Source organism: Zobellella aerophila (assembly GCF_039539325.1).
Taxonomy (GTDB): Bacteria; Pseudomonadota; Gammaproteobacteria; order Enterobacterales; family Aeromonadaceae; genus Oceanimonas; species Oceanimonas aerophila.
Genome location: NZ_BAABCX010000003.1, coordinates 235,190 through 249,986, shown reverse-complemented (window position 1 = coordinate 249,986; position 14,797 = coordinate 235,190). Strand labels below are relative to the sequence as shown.

18 protein-coding genes are annotated in these 14,797 nt (G+C 59.6%); 5 read left to right on the top strand and 13 right to left on the bottom strand.

Going from position 1 to position 14,797, the window contains the following annotated elements:
- Positions 1–20 precede the first annotated feature (20 nt).
- The 3 genes from hslV (at position 21) to rraA (ending at position 2,546) form a co-directional block, all read left to right on the top strand.
- On the top strand, positions 21–551 hold the full coding sequence (gene hslV, locus ABD806_RS12725; protein WP_344958548.1) for an ATP-dependent protease subunit HslV: 531 nt from the start codon (positions 21–23) through the stop codon (positions 549–551).
- Between the two features lie 83 nt (positions 552–634).
- Positions 635–1,963, top strand: a complete 1,329-nt coding sequence (gene hslU / locus ABD806_RS12720) for an ATP-dependent protease ATPase subunit HslU (protein WP_344958546.1) — start codon at positions 635–637, stop codon at positions 1,961–1,963.
- A 97-nt stretch (positions 1,964–2,060) separates the two neighbouring features.
- On the top strand, positions 2,061–2,546 hold the full coding sequence (gene rraA, locus ABD806_RS12715; RefSeq protein ID WP_344958544.1) for a ribonuclease E activity regulator RraA: 486 nt from the start codon (positions 2,061–2,063) through the stop codon (positions 2,544–2,546).
- A gap of 60 nt (positions 2,547–2,606) precedes the next feature.
- Here rraA and ABD806_RS12710 read toward each other — a convergent pair whose 3' ends face one another.
- The 3 genes from ABD806_RS12710 to fieF form a co-directional block, all read right to left on the bottom strand.
- Positions 2,607–2,816, bottom strand: coding sequence for a cell division protein ZapB (locus ABD806_RS12710; protein WP_116474855.1), 210 nt, complete (start codon positions 2,814–2,816; stop codon positions 2,607–2,609).
- Positions 2,817–2,970: 154 nt separating this feature from the next.
- Complete coding sequence (gene cysE, locus ABD806_RS12705) at positions 2,971–3,753, bottom strand: serine O-acetyltransferase (protein ID WP_344958542.1); 783 nt, start codon at positions 3,751–3,753, stop codon at positions 2,971–2,973.
- Between the two features lie 3 nt (positions 3,754–3,756).
- Entirely contained in the window at positions 3,757–4,689 is a 933-nt protein-coding gene (fieF, locus tag ABD806_RS12700) for a cation efflux pump FieF (RefSeq protein ID WP_344958540.1), read from the bottom strand.
- Positions 4,690–4,809: 120 nt separating this feature from the next.
- Here fieF and trmL point away from each other — a divergent pair, with 120 nt between their 5' ends.
- Positions 4,810–5,271 carry a tRNA (uridine(34)/cytosine(34)/5-carboxymethylaminomethyluridine(34)-2'-O)-methyltransferase TrmL gene (gene trmL, locus ABD806_RS12695; RefSeq protein WP_344958538.1) on the top strand — a complete coding sequence of 154 codons (462 nt, stop codon included), beginning with the start codon at positions 4,810–4,812 and terminating at the stop codon, positions 5,269–5,271.
- Here trmL and dinF read toward each other — a convergent pair.
- The 6 genes from dinF to ABD806_RS12665 are packed head-to-tail and all read right to left on the bottom strand — an operon-like array spanning position 5,253 to position 10,343.
- The gene (gene dinF / locus ABD806_RS12690) at positions 5,253–6,608 is read right to left on the bottom strand and encodes an MATE family efflux transporter DinF (protein WP_344958536.1); all 1,356 of its coding nucleotides are present in this window, start codon (positions 6,606–6,608) and stop codon (positions 5,253–5,255) included. The genes trmL and dinF overlap by 19 nt on opposite strands.
- 48 nt (positions 6,609–6,656) lie before the next feature.
- Positions 6,657–7,244 carry an SCO family protein gene (locus ABD806_RS12685; RefSeq protein WP_344958534.1) on the bottom strand — a complete coding sequence of 196 codons (588 nt, stop codon included), beginning with the start codon at positions 7,242–7,244 and terminating at the stop codon, positions 6,657–6,659.
- 46 nt (positions 7,245–7,290) lie between these two features.
- Positions 7,291–8,190: a heme o synthase gene (gene cyoE, locus ABD806_RS12680; RefSeq protein WP_344958532.1), complete on the bottom strand. Its 900-nt coding sequence runs from the start codon at positions 8,188–8,190 to the stop codon at positions 7,291–7,293.
- Complete coding sequence (locus tag ABD806_RS12675; RefSeq protein ID WP_344958530.1) at positions 8,187–9,224, bottom strand: COX15/CtaA family protein; 1,038 nt, start codon at positions 9,222–9,224, stop codon at positions 8,187–8,189. The genes cyoE and ABD806_RS12675 overlap by 4 nt, the downstream gene beginning before the upstream one ends.
- Before the next feature lie 8 nt (positions 9,225–9,232).
- A complete protein-coding gene (locus ABD806_RS12670; RefSeq protein ID WP_344958528.1) occupies positions 9,233–9,664 on the bottom strand; it encodes a hypothetical protein in 432 nt (143 codons plus the stop codon).
- On the bottom strand, positions 9,654–10,343 hold the full coding sequence (locus ABD806_RS12665) for an SURF1 family protein (RefSeq protein WP_344958526.1): 690 nt from the start codon (positions 10,341–10,343) through the stop codon (positions 9,654–9,656). Before ABD806_RS12665 ends, ABD806_RS12670 begins: the two co-directional genes overlap by 11 nt.
- Before the next feature lie 25 nt (positions 10,344–10,368).
- Here ABD806_RS12665 and ABD806_RS12660 point away from each other — a divergent pair, with 25 nt between their 5' ends.
- Positions 10,369–10,578, top strand: a complete 210-nt coding sequence (locus ABD806_RS12660; protein ID WP_344958524.1) for a DUF2909 family protein — start codon at positions 10,369–10,371, stop codon at positions 10,576–10,578.
- Here the strand turns inward: ABD806_RS12660 and ABD806_RS12655 are convergent.
- Genes ABD806_RS12655 through coxB form a run of 4 tightly spaced genes read right to left on the bottom strand, consistent with a single transcriptional unit; the run spans position 10,575 to position 14,672 of the window.
- Positions 10,575–11,444, bottom strand: a complete 870-nt coding sequence (locus ABD806_RS12655) for a cytochrome c oxidase subunit 3 (RefSeq protein ID WP_344958522.1) — start codon at positions 11,442–11,444, stop codon at positions 10,575–10,577. The genes ABD806_RS12660 and ABD806_RS12655 overlap by 4 nt on opposite strands.
- A gap of 12 nt (positions 11,445–11,456) precedes the next feature.
- Complete coding sequence (locus tag ABD806_RS12650; RefSeq protein ID WP_344958520.1) at positions 11,457–11,984, bottom strand: cytochrome c oxidase assembly protein; 528 nt, start codon at positions 11,982–11,984, stop codon at positions 11,457–11,459.
- Positions 11,985–13,589, bottom strand: coding sequence for a cytochrome c oxidase subunit I (gene ctaD, locus ABD806_RS12645; protein ID WP_344958518.1), 1,605 nt, complete (start codon positions 13,587–13,589; stop codon positions 11,985–11,987).
- Positions 13,590–13,598: 9 nt separating this feature from the next.
- Positions 13,599–14,672 carry a cytochrome c oxidase subunit II gene (coxB, locus tag ABD806_RS12640; protein ID WP_344958516.1) on the bottom strand — a complete coding sequence of 358 codons (1,074 nt, stop codon included), beginning with the start codon at positions 14,670–14,672 and terminating at the stop codon, positions 13,599–13,601.
- Positions 14,673–14,797: the final 125 nt, after the last annotated feature.

Below are 14,797 nucleotides of genomic sequence, written 5' to 3'. Positions count from 1 at the left end.
ACAGTCAAGTGAGGTTCACAGTGACAACGATCGTTTCAGTCCGCCGTAACGGCAAAGTGGTCATCGGTGGCGATGGCCAGGTATCCTTGGGCAATACCGTGATGAAAGGCAATGCCCGCAAGGTACACCGGCTGTTCAACGGCAAGGTACTGGCGGGGTTTGCCGGCGGTACCGCCGATGCATTTACCCTACTCGAACGTTTTGAGGCCAAGCTGCAGGCCCATCAGGGTAACCTGGAGCGCGCCGCCGTGGCCCTGGCCAAAGAATGGCGAACCGACCGCATGCTGCGCCGGCTCGAGGCCCTGCTCGCTGTGGCCGACGACAAAAATTCCTTCATCATTACCGGTAACGGCGACGTGGTACAGCCGGAGCAGGATCTGATCGCCATCGGCTCAGGTGGCGCCTTTGCCCAGTCCGCCGCCCGTGCCCTGCTGGAAAACACCGAGCTCGAGGCCCGCGACATAGTACAAAAGGCCCTGACCATCGCCGGCGACATCTGTGTCTACACCAACAACAACCAGACTATCGAAGAGCTCGACTATAGTCATTAAATCAGCCCGGGGGAGGCCCGCCGCCGGCCATATCGACGCCATGCTCTGCCGGCCGCCTCCCTCGCCGAATACAGGATCCCATTATGTCTGACATGACCCCGAGAGAAATCGCCCACGAACTGGATCGCCATATCGTCGGCCAGGCCGAGGCCAAGCGCGCCGTGGCCATTGCCCTGCGCAACCGCTGGCGCCGCATGCAGCTGACGCCCGAGCTGCGTCAGGAAGTGACCCCGAAAAATATCCTGATGATAGGCCCGACCGGGGTCGGCAAGACCGAGATCGCCCGCCGCCTCGCCAAGCTGGCCAACGCCCCCTTTATCAAGGTGGAAGCGACCAAGTTCACCGAGGTCGGCTATGTGGGCAAGGAAGTGGATTCCATCATCCGTGATCTGACCGACATCGCCATGAAGATGACCCGTGAGCAACAGATGGAAAAGGTGCGCTTCCGGGCCGAAGAGGCGGCGGAAGAACGGGTGCTGGATACCCTACTACCCAATCCCCGCAACACCTGGGGCGAGGATGAGAAAGCCGACAACAGCAACAGCCGCCAGATCTTCCGCAAGAAGCTGCGGGAAGGCAAGCTGAACGACAAGGAAATCGAGATCAATGTCTCCGCCCCGCAGATGGGGGTGGAGATCATGGCCCCCCCCGGCATGGAAGAGATGACCAACCAACTACAGAGCATGTTCCAGAACCTGTCCGGCAATACCAGCAAGCAGCGCAAGATGAAGATCCAGGATGCGCTCAAGCTGCTGGTGGAAGAAGAAGCGGCCAAGCTGCTCAATCCGGAAGAACTGAAAGAACAGGCCATCGCCGCAGTGGAAAACCAGGGCATCGTCTTTATCGACGAGATCGACAAGATCTGCAAGCGCGGTGAAAGTTCGGGTCCGGATGTCTCCCGTGAAGGGGTACAGCGGGATCTGCTGCCGCTGGTCGAGGGCAGTACCATCACCACCAAGCATGGTATGGTGCGTACCGACCATATGCTGTTTATCGCCTCCGGCGCCTTCCAGGTGGCCAGGCCGTCGGATCTGATCCCCGAGCTGCAGGGGCGTCTGCCGATCCGGGTTGAGCTGAGCTCCCTCACCACGGACGATTTTGAACGTATCCTCACCGAGCCGAGCGCCTCCCTGACCGAACAGTACAAGGCGCTGCTGGCCACCGAAAATGTCAACATCGAGTTCAGCCAGCCGGGTATCCGTCGCATCGCCGAGGCCGCCTGGCGGGTCAATGAGACCACCGAGAATATCGGCGCCCGCCGACTGCACACAGTGATGGAGCGGCTGCTGGATGAACTGTCCTACGAGGCATCCGACAAGTCCGGCGATACCATCACCATCGATGAACACTATGTGGATCGCTACCTGAAAGATCTGGTGGAAGATGAAGATCTGAGCCGCTATATCCTCTGATCAGCGCAGATAAAAAGGGCGGTCATATAATTGTGATTGAAAACCGCTCCCGCCCCTTTATACTGAGGTTACCTTGTTTCCAGATGCGACCAACACCATGGAATACAACACTTCCGAACTGTGCAATACCTATATGGAAATGGTGGATGTGGTTGAACCCATGTTCTCCAGCTTTGGCGGCCGCAGCTCCTTCGGCGGCATGGTCTCCACCATTAAATGCTTTGAAGCCAACGGCCTGATCATCGATGTGGTGAAAGAAAACGGCGCCGGCCGGGTACTGCTGATCGATGGCGGTGGCTCTCTGCGTCGGGCGCTGATCGATGCGGAAATCGCCGAAATTGCCGCCGATAATGGCTGGGAAGGCATAGTCTGTTATGGTTGCGTGCGTGAAGTCGACGCCCTGGAAGAACTGGATATCGGTATTCAGGCGCTGGCCTCGATTCCGGTCGGCGCCGGCGACAGCGACGTGGGCGAACTGGATATACCGGTCAACTTCGGTGGGGTGACCTTCCTGCCGGAAGATCATCTGTACGCAGATACCACCGGGGTTATCCTGTCTCCCGAACCGCTGGATATAGATTAATTGCCGACGCTGTTCCTTAAAAAGCCTGTCTTATGACAGGCTTTTTGGTTAGCGGGTGATTCAGGCGCTTTCTTCCACCTGGTCGATCTTGCCCAGCAACACCCTCAAGCGATCCTGCCAGGCGTCATGATCCTGTTTCAGCTGCTGGTTTTCCTGAGCCAGCTGACCGTTCTGTTCCTTCAGCTCGTCCAGCTCCATCTGCAGCAAGGAGATGGTGTCTACCGCGGCCTGGATTTTGGATTCCAGTTTTTCTAATACTTCAAAAGACATGCGTTACCCCTAATCGATGTTTGACCTTCTGGCCCTCAATGCCCGAGGATACCTCCAGGTATCCAAGACAACAAGCTCCCGCCACCATGTGGCCGTTGTTTGTCGCCTATATTTAACTTGCTCCCGTCAAGGCAGGCCTTAACAACCTGGTTTTTCAAATATCCTGGCTCATATCCAGCGAAGGCTTGTCGCAGGTCGGCCGCCCGACGATTCGGGCCGGCACTCCGGCGACCGTGGTATGGGGCGGTACCGGCTCCAGCACCACACTGCCGGCGCCGATCTTGGCCCCCATGCCCACTTCGATGTTGCCCAGTATCTTGGCCCCGGCCCCTATCATCACCCCTTCACGGATCTTGGGATGGCGATCGCCGCCTTCCTTGCCGGTCCCCCCCAGGGTCACATTCTGCAGTATCGATACATCGTCTTCGATCACCGCCGTTTCACCCACCACGATGCCGGTGGCATGGTCGAACATGATGCCCTTGCCGATACGGGCGGCTGGGTGTACATCGACCCCGAACACCACCGAAATCTGATTTTGCAGGTAGCTGGCGAGGGAGCGACGCTCATGGCGCCATAGCCAGTTAGCGATGCGATATCCCTGCAGGGCATGAAAACCCTTGAGATAGAGCAAGGGGGTGGAGTACAGCTCCACCGCCGGATCCCGCTCCTTAACCGCACAGATATCCATGGCCACCGAATCCAGTATGCCGGGCTCTTCGGCCAGTGCCCCTTCAATCACCTCGCGCAGGATGATGGCCGGCATCACCGCGCTTTCCAGCTTGTTTGCCAGAATAAAACTCAAGGCGCACTTGAGGTTGTCGTGATTGAGGATGGTGGAGTAAAAGAAGCTGCCCAGCATAGGCTCTTCTGTGATCATCCGCTGTGCCTCTTCGCGGATACGTAACCAGGTACTGGATTGAATGGCATCGTCCATGGGTTAAACCTTGTTTTCTAAAAATTGATGTTCGCTCATATCCTGGGAGTGGGCCTCGCGCGGCAGGACCGAAATAGGGTCCATGTGAATAATCACATCGGTATCGGGGAACAATGCCCGCACTGCTTTTTCCGCCCGGTCGGCAATGCGATGGGCGCGCACCAGGGGCAGCTGGTCATCCAGCTCCACATGCAGCTGAACGAAGCGGGTCGCTCCCGACTGCCGGGTACGTAACTCATGCAGACCCCTCACCCCCTCGACCGCCATGCAGGTCTCAATAATGCGCTTTTGCTCCTCTTCCGGCAACTGCCGATCCAGTAACATTTGTACCGAATCGTAACCGATTTTCAGGGCGCCTTTCAGGATATAGCCGCCGATCAGCACCGCAAACAGACCATCGGCCCAGTGCCAGCCATACCAAGCCAGGGCTATCGCCAGCAGTACCCCGACGTTGAGCAGAATATCCGAACGGTAATGCAGCTGATCGGCACGGATCGCCACCGAGTTGGTACGTCTAATCACATAGCCCTGGAAGGCTACCAGGCCCAAGGTCAGCAGCACGGAGAAGAGCATCACCCCGATCCCCATACCTGCGTGCTGAACCTGTTCGGCATTCAGCAGCCGGGAGATGCCGTTGATAATCAAAAATGCCGCCGAACCGCTGATAAAAGCCGACTGGGCCAGGCCGGCCAGGGATTCCGCCTTGCCATGGCCGAACTTGTGGTCCTGATCGGGGGGGATCAGCGCATAGCGGATGGCCATCAGGTTGATCAGGGAGGCGCTGATATCGAGCAGGGAGTCGGTCAGGGAAGCCAGCATGCTGGCGGAGCCGGTATAAAACCAGGCCAGCAGCTTGGCGATGATCATCAGGCCCGCCGCCCCGGCGGCGGCGATGGCCGCCGTGGTGACCAGACGGGAGTAGGACGAGCTGTTCATGGTTCAACCGGATTGAGAGCTTTCGGCTAGTATACCTCGCCCCTGTCCGAATGTGACCCTTGCATTGACTTGCCGTGATGCCCGGGTATGCTTGAGGCCTGCTTAACGAGACCCTGAACCATGCTGCATATCGTCCTCTATCAGCCAGAAATACCGCCCAATACCGGCAATATCATCCGCCTTTGTGCCAATACCGGCTTCCAGCTGCACCTGATCGAGCCGCTGGGCTTTGACTGGGATGACAAACGCCTGCGCCGGGCCGGCCTCGACTACCACGAGTTCGCCCACATCATTCGCCATGCCAGCCTGGAGACCTGCCTGGAAACGCTGTCGGGTCGGGTCTATGCCTGCACCACCAAGGGCACCCGGCCCCACAGCGAGGCCCGCTTTGCCGCCGGCGACGTGCTGCTGTTCGGGCCGGAAAGCCGCGGCCTGCCCAGCGAAGTGATCGCCGCCCTGCCGCCGGAACAACGGCTGCGCATTCCCATGCTGGCCAGCAGCCGCAGCATGAATCTGTCCAACGCGGTATCGGTCTTCGTCTACGAAAGCTGGCGTCAGTTGGGTTACAGCGGCGCCTGCTGAACCATAAAGGCGTCCCGCCGATCCAGCCGCCACAGCGCCCAACCCAAGCTCAGCCCCCGGGCCAGCATAAAACAGAGCAGCGCCAGCCAGAGGCCGTGGTTACCCAAGCTCTGGCTCAACCACCAGACCGGGAAAAACACCCCCAGGGTCGACAACAGCATCATGTCGCGCATATCCCGGCCCCGGGTGGCACCGATAAAGATACCGTCCAGGATAAAGCACCAGCAGGCCGCCAGCGGCATCAGCATCAACCAGGGCAGATACAGGGCCGCCTGCGCCCGCACCGGCTCTATGCTGGTGATCATGCCGATAAGCCGCTCGCCGCCCAGGGCAAACACCAGGGTAAACAAAACGGCCACCAACGCCCCCCAGAACAGGTTGAGGGCACAGGCAAGACGCAATTCATCCCGCCGGCGGCGGCCGATGGCCCTGCCGACCATGGCCTCCACCGCGTAGGCAAAGCCATCCAGGCCGAAGGAGATAAACATCAGGAAGTTCATCAGCACCGCATTGGCGGCCACCACATCATCACCCAGCCGAGCCCCCTGAAAGGTGACGAAGGCGAAACATAACTGCAGGCACAGGGCCCGCAGAAAAATATCCCGGTTGAGGCCCAGCACGCGCAGGAAGGCCGTCCGGTTGAGGGTACGGGGCCAGAAATCGGCCGCCAGGATGATCTTTTTATGGCGCAGGGTGCGCCATACCAGCCAGAGCCCCAGCGCCAGACTCAGGTAATCGGCCAGCACGGTGGCGGCGGCGGCGCCCCGCACCTGCCAGCCCAGTCCCATCACGAACCAGATATCCAGCAGTATGTTGGCGCTGTTGCCGAGGATCAGCAGCCACATGGGCGCCCGGGCATTCTGACTGCCCAGCAACCACCCCAGCAGCACCAGGTTGGCCAGCGCCGCCGGCGCGCTCCAGATACGGATGGCCACATACTGACGACCATAAAACTGCACCGGATCACTGCCGCCGGCTAACCAGAACGCCAGCTCGATCAGCGGTTGTTGCAACAGCAGCACCAGCGACGCCAGGCCCAACGCCAGCAACAGCGCACGCACCAATACCTGCACCCGGCGCTCATCATCATTGGCACCATAGGCCTGGGCGGCCAGCCCGGTGGTGGACATCCGCAAAAAGCCCAGCAGCCAGAAGATCAGGCTGATGATGGTGCCGCCGACTGCGACTCCGCCCAGATAATAGGCCTGCTCGAGGTGACCGATGACCAGGGTGTCCACCAGCCCCAGCAAGGGTACGGTAATATTCGACAGCACCATGGGCAAGGCCAGGGCAAAGGTGCGCCTGTGGGCGGCACCACTGAAGAAGGCGGAGCTCATGGCTATCTCACCGGGGCTGGAGTGCGGACGGGATCATGGCTGGCTGTGTTACCGCCAACGGTTGACGATACGGCCAAAGTCCTGCACCAGCAGGCCGTTGTCCACCAGCGGAACCTGGGTCTGCTCATCAAAACTGGGACGGAAAGAAGCATGCAGCCGGCCATCCGGGTTGACCAGTGCGATAGAGGCGGAGTGATCAACCAGATAATCGCTGCCTTCCCGCTCATAGATGCCATAGATCAGCCCCAGTTGCTGTACCGCCGGCATCAGCTTGTCATGCGAGGCGGTGACCGCGATAAACTCGGGATTGAAGTAAGCGGTATAGGCCTTGAGTCGCTCTTGTGTATCCCGCTTGGGGTCGGCCGATACAAACACCAGCTGGGCCTGCGCCGAGGCCTGCTTAAGCTGATCGTAGACGGCCGCCATGTCCGCCAGGGTAGTGGGACAGATGTCGGGACAATAGGTATAGCCGACAAACACCAGGCTCCAGTGCCCCATGAAATCCTGCTCGGTCAGCGGCTGGCCGTCGGCATCGGTCAAGTCGATGCCGCTGAGCGGACGAGGCTCGGGATAGAGCACCACCGCCTCGCTCAACTTTTTGGGCTGGCTGTGGTGCCAGGCTATGCCGCTTAACATCCCCACAACCAGCAGGCCCAGGGCATAACACCAAATTCGCTTCGAATTACCAGGCATAGACTATCCAATGATCCGCGAGTAACAACACAAACAGCCACATAAGATGACTGATGGAAAAACGGAAGCATTGTAATGCAGTTTGGGGACTGGGTCTAAATTTCAGCCGACAGGCCCATTGCATAAACCTAAGGTTCAGGCCGAGGGAGCCCAGCAGATAGATGACACCGGACATGCCCACCACCCAGGGCAGCAGACACACCAGGGTCAACAGCAGGGTATAGAGCAGCACACAGGTCTTGGTGAATTCGATGCCGTGGGTCACCGGCAGCATGGGAATATCGGCCTTGGCATAATCATCCCGGCGATGGATGGCCAAAGCCCAGAAATGAGGTGGCGTCCAGGTGAAGATAATCATCACCAGCAGGCAGGCATGGCCGTCGAACTGCCCGGTCACCGCGGTCCAGCCCAGCAGCGGCGGCATGGCGCCCGCCAAGCCGCCGATCACGATATTTTGTGGTGTGGCCCGCTTGAGGAACACCGTATAGACAACCGCATAACCCAACAGGGAAGCCAGGGTCAGCCAGGCGGTCAGGGCATTGACCCACAGCAGCAGGACGCCGAGCCCGGCGCCGGACAGGCCGAAGGCAAAGACCAGGGCCGCGCCCGTATGCACCCGGCCCTGGGCCACGGGCCTGTGATAGGTGCGGGCCATTTTCAGATCGATGCGCCGGTCCAGTACATGATTGATGGCCGCCGCCCCGCCGGCCATCAGCCCGATCCCCAGGGTCGCCGCCAGCACCACCCCGGGAGTGGGCAGCGAGCCGGTTAAAAACATGCCCACCACCGCCGTCAACAGGATCAGGGCCACCACCTTGGGCTTGGTGAGGGCAAAATAATCCCGCCAGGCCAATCCCCGGCTTCTGGATAACAATGCGCCTTTTGTCATATCGCCTCCCTTGGGATATCCCCTTTGTCAGCCTGATGTTGTTGCGGCCCCCACAGGGCACCGCCTGCGGGACACGCCCCGATACGCCATCCGCGTTCACCGATGCCTACCAAGATCAACAATAAACCGGCGGCTCCGCCGTTATGGGCCACCGCCACCGCCAGCGGCAGATGCAGCAGCACATTGGCCACCCCCAGGGAGACCTGGAGTAACACGCCCAGCAGCAGGAGCAGACCCCAGCCCTTCAGCCCGGGACGACGCCACAATTGCCAGGCCAAGGCCAGCAGCAGGACGGTAGTCAAGCCGGCCCACAGCCGATGCGCCACATGTATGCTGACGCGTTCCTCTTGGCTCAACACCCCATATTGATAGTTATCCGCCGTCACCCCATGGGGATGGAAGGCGCTCCATTGCCATTGAGCCAGCCAGTCCCCCTGGCACACAGGCAGCTCGAGACAGGCCATGGCCGCATAGTTGGCCGCGGTCCAGCCGCCCAGGGCTATCTGGATGACCAGGGCGCCGAATGCGACCAAATACCAGGGAGCCAGCCCGGCGACCCCGCCCCTTGCCGGCGCAGGGCGGGAGCTACAATAGAGCAGGAATAGCAGCGACAAGATGGCGAATCCCCCCAGCAGGTGGCCCATCACCACCAGCGGCAGCAGGTTCAACGTCACCGTCAGCATCCCCAGGATGGCCTGGCCGGCCACCAGCAGCAACAGTATCCAGGCCGGGAGCCGATGCGCCCGATAGGCCGGCTTCAGGGATAGCAGGGCCATGGCCAGGATCAACAGCCCCAATGTGCCGGCCGCATATCTGTGCACCATTTCGTTACGCGCCTTAGCCACCTCCAGCGGGGCATCGGGAAAGCGGGCGGCGGCCAGGCTGTGATCGTCGGCCGAGCTGGGAATATAGTGAAAACCATAGCAGCCGGGCCAATCCGGGCAACCGAGTCCCGCATCCGTCAGCCGGGTATAGGCTCCCAGTCCCACCACCAGCAGTGCCAGCATAAATGCCAGCAGACAAAGTTGTCGCATCCTGCCTCCTAACCGGCCCGGGACAATTTAAGCAACCGCCGCAAGTCACCGAGCAGGGCCTTGCCAAGCAGCAGGGACTGTTCTGGATCATCCGACAGCGGATAGCGCATGATCAGAGTACCCGGCGGATCGGCGATATACACGAAACCCGCCTCCAGCTGCTCGCTGGCCGCCAGCTGCATCACCTCGACCCTCTGGCTGTCCCGTCCCAGCGCCAGATCTATCTGCTCCAATAGCCGCCGACCCTCGTTGCACGGGGAGCAGCTGTCGCTGACGGGCAGTAACAGCCGCCATTGTCGATCCTGACCGATATGACCCTCGACCCATTCTCCCTTATTGCTCACCCCCGGGGTGAACCAACCCATCTGCAGGGTGGCATAGGCCAGCCCCATGGGGAGCAGGAAGACCGCTAACAGAGCCCAAACCGTCTTATGCTTCATGCCACCTCCGATAAAACATCAGCCCGGTGATCAACACCGCCAACGCCATCACAAACCACTGGATGGCATATCCGGTATGTCGCTCCGGACCCATCACCACCGGCTGCCAGCCGGACTCCAAGGCATCGCCTTCCACCAATTTCAAGACAAAGGGCTGCACCGGCTCCCCCCATTGCCGGGCCAGCAACTCAGGCTGCAGGCTCTGTACCCGGGCGGAGACAAGATCCTGGCGGTGGCTGGAAAGGGAAAGCGGGGGCAGATAGGGGCGCACGATAAAACCGCTCAGCTCAATGCTGTCTTCGTCGGGCGGGGACACCACCGGCAAGCGGCGACGATCGGCACCGGCCTCGACCCAGCCGAGATCGACCGCCAACAGGCCGGCGGCCGTCTGCAGAGGCCGCACCAGCCGATAGCCGACCCGGCCTTGCTCAATCTGGTTATCCAGAAACAAATCTCCCCCCGCCAGATAGACACCGGACACCCGCAGCCGATGGCCGAAGGGCGCATTGACCGCCAGGGCTTCGGCCAACTCAAGCTCTATCTGGCTGCGGCTGTCCCATTCCAGCTGTAACTGACGCTTTTCCTCGGCCCGTGACAACTGCCACACCCCCATGACGGTCATCAGGGCGATCATGACGCCGGTTAGCACCAGCAATCCGCGCATCTTTCCTATACTCAAGCCAGGCTCCCCCAGGAAAATCCCTATGCTGATCAAGTTACTGATAGTGTTGTTATTGATTTTTATGATCGGCAACCTGCTGCTCGGCCTCAAGGCCCTAGTCTCGGGCCAGGATCCGCTGCTGATGAGCCGTTATATCGGTCGCCGCCTGTTATTTGCCGTCATTATCATGCTGTTGCTGGTACTGGCCATGGCCATCGGCCTGATCCAGCCCAACTCCACCCCGGGTGGTTAGAGAATATAAACAAACACAAACAGGCACAGCCAGACCACGTCCACGAAGTGCCAGTACCAGCTGCTGGCCTGAAAACCAAAATGATGGGCCGGGGTAAAATGCCCTTTCAGGATCCTCAACCACATGACGAACAGCATCAGCGCCCCCAGGGTGACATGCGCCCCATGAAAGCCGGTCAATAAAAAGAAGGTATTGCCGTAGATCCCCGAATCCAGCCGCAGTCCCAGTTCATGGTAGGCATGGAGATATTCCCACAGCTGCAAGCCCAGGAAAGCCAGCCCCAGCAGCACCGTCACTCCCAGCCACATCTTTAACGGCTGGCGCTGCTCCCTCAGCAAGGCCAGATGGGCCAGATGGGCGGTCACCGAAGAGCTGAGCAGGATAATGGTGTTGATCAGCGGCAGGCCGAACCAGCCCATGGCGGTGGTTTCGAGCCCGCCGGGGGTCAGGGTCAACGGCCAGATAGCGGTAAAGTCGGGCCACAACACCTCGTTGGTCATGGCGTTATTGCCGGCCCCCCCCAACCAGGGCACGGAGAGCACCCGGGCGTAGAACAGAGCGCCGAAGAAGGCGCCGAAGAACATCACCTCAGAGAAAATAAACCAGCTCATGCCCTGGCGAAAGGATCTGTCCATCTGCGCACTGTACAGGCCGGAGTGGGATTCCTTGATCACGTTGCTAAACCAGCCGAACAGCATGATGGTCATCACCAGGGTGCCGCTGCCGAAGATCACCGGCCCGCAAATGCCGGCAATGCCCGCCGCCCACATACCGGCCCCCAGGGCCAACAAGAACAACCCCAGGGCGCCGATGATCGGCCAAGGGCTCTGGGCCGGCACATAATAAGATTCCGTTTTAACCGCCATAACGCCTCCTCGTCAGCCTCGCTTGGCAACCGGCTCACTGATGTCATACAGGGTGTAGGAAAGGGTAAAGAGCTCAATATCGTCCGGCAGCCCCTGATCGACATAGAAACGCATCGGCATCACTGCGGCGGACTGTCCGGCGATGGGTTGCTCCTGAAAGCAGAAACATTCGGTTTTACGCAGGTAGTTGGCGGCCAACCCCGGGGACACCGAGGGAATGGCGCGCATCACCCTGTCTTCACTGGCATGGCTGGTTACGGTAAAGTCCACCTGATGCATCTCCCCCGGGTGCACCTGCAGGCGCCGCACCGACGGCTCAAACTCCCCATTCAGACCGGTCGCGGTATAGGTAACAAACTCCACCGTAATTAACCGGCTCAGATCCTGGCTGACGGAACCGGCGGCGACCCGATTGGCCGTCTTGCCGTTCAGTCCGGTGATCTGGCAAAACACATCGTAGAGCGGTACCAACGCAAAACCGAAGCCGAACATGGCCAGTGCCATCAAGCCCAGCCGGGCCGCTTGCTTGCGATGAGCCATTTACTTGATCTCCGGTGGGGTGGTAAAGGTGTGATAGGGAGCCGGTGAAGGCAGAGTCCACTCCAGACCATGAGATCCCTCCCACACAGCCGCCGTGGCCGGCTCACCACCCCGGATACACTTCACCAGCACCACCACGAAGATCAACTGGGACAGGCCGAAGGCGAAGCCGCCTATGCTGACCAGCACGTTAATATCGGCAAACTGCAGGGCATAGTCGGGAATACGCCTGGGCATGCCGGCCAACCCCAGAAAATGCATGGGGAAGAACAGCACATTGACCGACACCAGCGAGCACCAGAAGTGCCATTTGGCCAGCCGCTCATTGAACATATGTCCGGTCCATTTGGGCAGCCAGTAATACACCGCCGCCATCACCGAAAAGATTGCCCCCGTGACCAGCACATAGTGGAAGTGGGCCACCACGAAGTAAGTGTCATGGTACTGGAAATCCGCCGGGGTCATGGCCAGCATCAGGCCACTGAAACCGCCGATGGTGAACAGTATGATAAAGGCCAAGGCGAACAGCATGGGCACTTCAAAGCTGAGCGAGCCCCGCCACATGGTCGCCACCCAGTTGAACACCTTGACCCCGGTGGGAACCGAAATCAGCATGGTGCAGTACATGAAAAACAGCTCGGCTGCCACCGGCATACCCACGGTAAACATATGGTGCGCCCAGACCAGGAAACTCAAGCCGGCGATAGACGCGGTGGCATACACCATGGAGGAATAGCCGAACAGCGGCTTACGGCAGAAGGTGGGCAAAATGGCAGAGATAATGCCGAAGCTCGGCAAGATCATGATGTACACCTCCGGGTGGCCGAAGAACCAGAAAATATGCTGAAACATCACAGGATCGCCGCCACCGGCGGCGGCAAAGAAGCTGGTACCGAAGTATTTGTCGGTGAGCACCATGGTCGCCACCCCCGCCAGCACCGGCATCACCGCGATCAGCAGGAAAGCGGTGATCAACCAGGTCCAGCAGAACAGCGGCAGTTTCATCCAGGTCATGCCCGGCGCCCTCAGGTTCCAGATGGTGACGATGACATTCATCGCCCCCATGATCGAGCTGATCCCCATGATATGGATGGAGAACACGAACAGGCCGGTGCTGTCGGGAGAATAATGGGTGGACAGGGGCGCATAGAAGGTCCAGCCGAAGTTGGGGCCTCCACCCGGCATAAACAGGGATGACAACATCAGCGCAAAGGCGAACGGCAATATCCAGAAGCTCCAGTTGTTCATCCGCGGCAGCGCCATATCCGGTGCGCCTATCATCATCGGGACCATCCAGTTGGCCAAGCCGACAAAGGCCGGCATCACGGCCCCGAAAATCATCACCAGGCCGTGCATGGTAGTCATCTGGTTAAAGAAATTGGGCTCCACCAGCTGCAGCCCGGGCTGGAACAACTCGGCCCTGATCACCATGGCCATGCTGCCCCCAACCAGGAACATGGTCAGGCTGAACAGCAGATACATGCTGCCGATGTCCTTATGGTTGGTGGTAAACAGCCAGCGGCCTATACCCTTGGCCGGGCCATGATGGGCATGTTCGACTTCCAGATGCCCATCGGCCGTTTGTGTCCTGTCTTGCTGTGTCATCCCTGCCCCCTATTGTCCCTGCCGTGCCGCAGCTATATCCCCGGGCTGCACCAGATCACCGGTATCATTGCCCCAGGCGTTGCGTTCATAGGTGATCACCGCAGCCAGCTCTTTCAGCGCCAGCTGTTTGTCAAAGTTCTGCATGGCGGTTCCCGCCTTGCCGTGCAGCACTACGTCGATATGGGCCGCCCTGTCCTGCAGGATGAGTTCACTGCCTTTCAACGCCGGGAAGGCCCCCGGGAGTCCCTCGCCACCGGCCTGATGACAGGCGGCGCAGCTCCGCAGATATACTTGCTCCCCCAGGCTCATCAATTCATCCCGGGTCATCTCCATCGCCGCCAAGGCCTGTTCCGCCGCCTTGGCCTCTGCCTGCCGGGTCTTGGTTTGCGCCAGCCACTGGGCAAACTGTTCAGGCTCGCGCGCATCCACCACTATCGGCATAAACGCATGGTCCTTGCCGCACAGCTCGGCGCACTGACCCCGGTACATGCCCGGGGTGTTGATCCGGGTCCAGGCCTCGTTGATAAAACCGGGAATGGCGTCTTTCTTGACCGCAAACGCCGGCACCCACCAGGAATGGATGACATCGTCGGAGGTGATCAGGAAACGGATCTTGCGATCGGTCGGCAATACCAGGGGCCGATCCACCTCCAGCAGATAATTACCGGCCTTGCTCAGGCTACCGTTGATCTCCTGCGGCAAGGTAGCCAGCAGGCTGTAGAATTCGACACCCTGATCGAAGTAACGGTAATGCCACTTCCACTGGGAGCCGGTAATTTGGACGGTAAGATCAGACTGGCTGGGGTCCTCCATGGCGATCAGGGTACGGGTGGCGGGCACCGCCATGGCGATCAGGATCAGAAACGGGATCAGGGTCCAGAGAATTTCAACCCTGGTACTCTCATGAAATTGCGCCGCCTTCGCCCCTTTGGATTTGCGATGGTGAATAATGGCCCAGAACATGGCCCCGAACACCAGGATGCCGATCACCACGCAGATCAGCAGTATGGTCATATGCAGGTCGTAGACCTGCCGGCTGATATCGGTGACCCCCGGCGTCATATTAAAGCGAGAATTTGCCAAAACCGGCAGACTCGTCGGCAAGGACAAGAGCAATAAAAGCAGCTTCACACGCACCCCCAAATTTTTATTCCTTTATTTTTGGCGCACTCAAAAGAGAGTCAGTGCTAACTGAACAACCGCATCCA

Coding starts and splice junctions, on each gene's coding strand:
- hslU (WP_344958546.1), top strand. CDS start 635: ATGTCTGACATGACCCCGAGAGAAATCGCCCACGAACTGGATCGCCAT.
- rraA (WP_344958544.1), top strand. CDS start 2,061: ATGGAATACAACACTTCCGAACTGTGCAATACCTATATGGAAATGGTG.
- ABD806_RS12710 (WP_116474855.1), bottom strand. CDS start 2,816: ATGTCTTTTGAAGTATTAGAAAAACTGGAATCCAAAATCCAGGCCGCG.
- cysE (WP_344958542.1), bottom strand. CDS start 3,753: ATGGACGATGCCATTCAATCCAGTACCTGGTTACGTATCCGCGAAGAG.
- fieF (WP_344958540.1), bottom strand. CDS start 4,689: ATGAACAGCTCGTCCTACTCCCGTCTGGTCACCACGGCGGCCATCGCC.
- trmL (WP_344958538.1), top strand. CDS start 4,810: ATGCTGCATATCGTCCTCTATCAGCCAGAAATACCGCCCAATACCGGC.
- dinF (WP_344958536.1), bottom strand. CDS start 6,608: ATGAGCTCCGCCTTCTTCAGTGGTGCCGCCCACAGGCGCACCTTTGCC.
- ABD806_RS12685 (WP_344958534.1), bottom strand. CDS start 7,244: ATGTTAAGCGGCATAGCCTGGCACCACAGCCAGCCCAAAAAGTTGAGC.
- cyoE (WP_344958532.1), bottom strand. CDS start 8,190: ATGACAAAAGGCGCATTGTTATCCAGAAGCCGGGGATTGGCCTGGCGG.
- ABD806_RS12675 (WP_344958530.1), bottom strand. CDS start 9,224: ATGCGACAACTTTGTCTGCTGGCATTTATGCTGGCACTGCTGGTGGTG.
- ABD806_RS12670 (WP_344958528.1), bottom strand. CDS start 9,664: ATGAAGCATAAGACGGTTTGGGCTCTGTTAGCGGTCTTCCTGCTCCCC.
- ABD806_RS12660 (WP_344958524.1), top strand. CDS start 10,369: ATGCTGATCAAGTTACTGATAGTGTTGTTATTGATTTTTATGATCGGC.
- ABD806_RS12655 (WP_344958522.1), bottom strand. CDS start 11,444: ATGGCGGTTAAAACGGAATCTTATTATGTGCCGGCCCAGAGCCCTTGG.
- ABD806_RS12650 (WP_344958520.1), bottom strand. CDS start 11,984: ATGGCTCATCGCAAGCAAGCGGCCCGGCTGGGCTTGATGGCACTGGCC.
- ctaD (WP_344958518.1), bottom strand. CDS start 13,589: ATGACACAGCAAGACAGGACACAAACGGCCGATGGGCATCTGGAAGTC.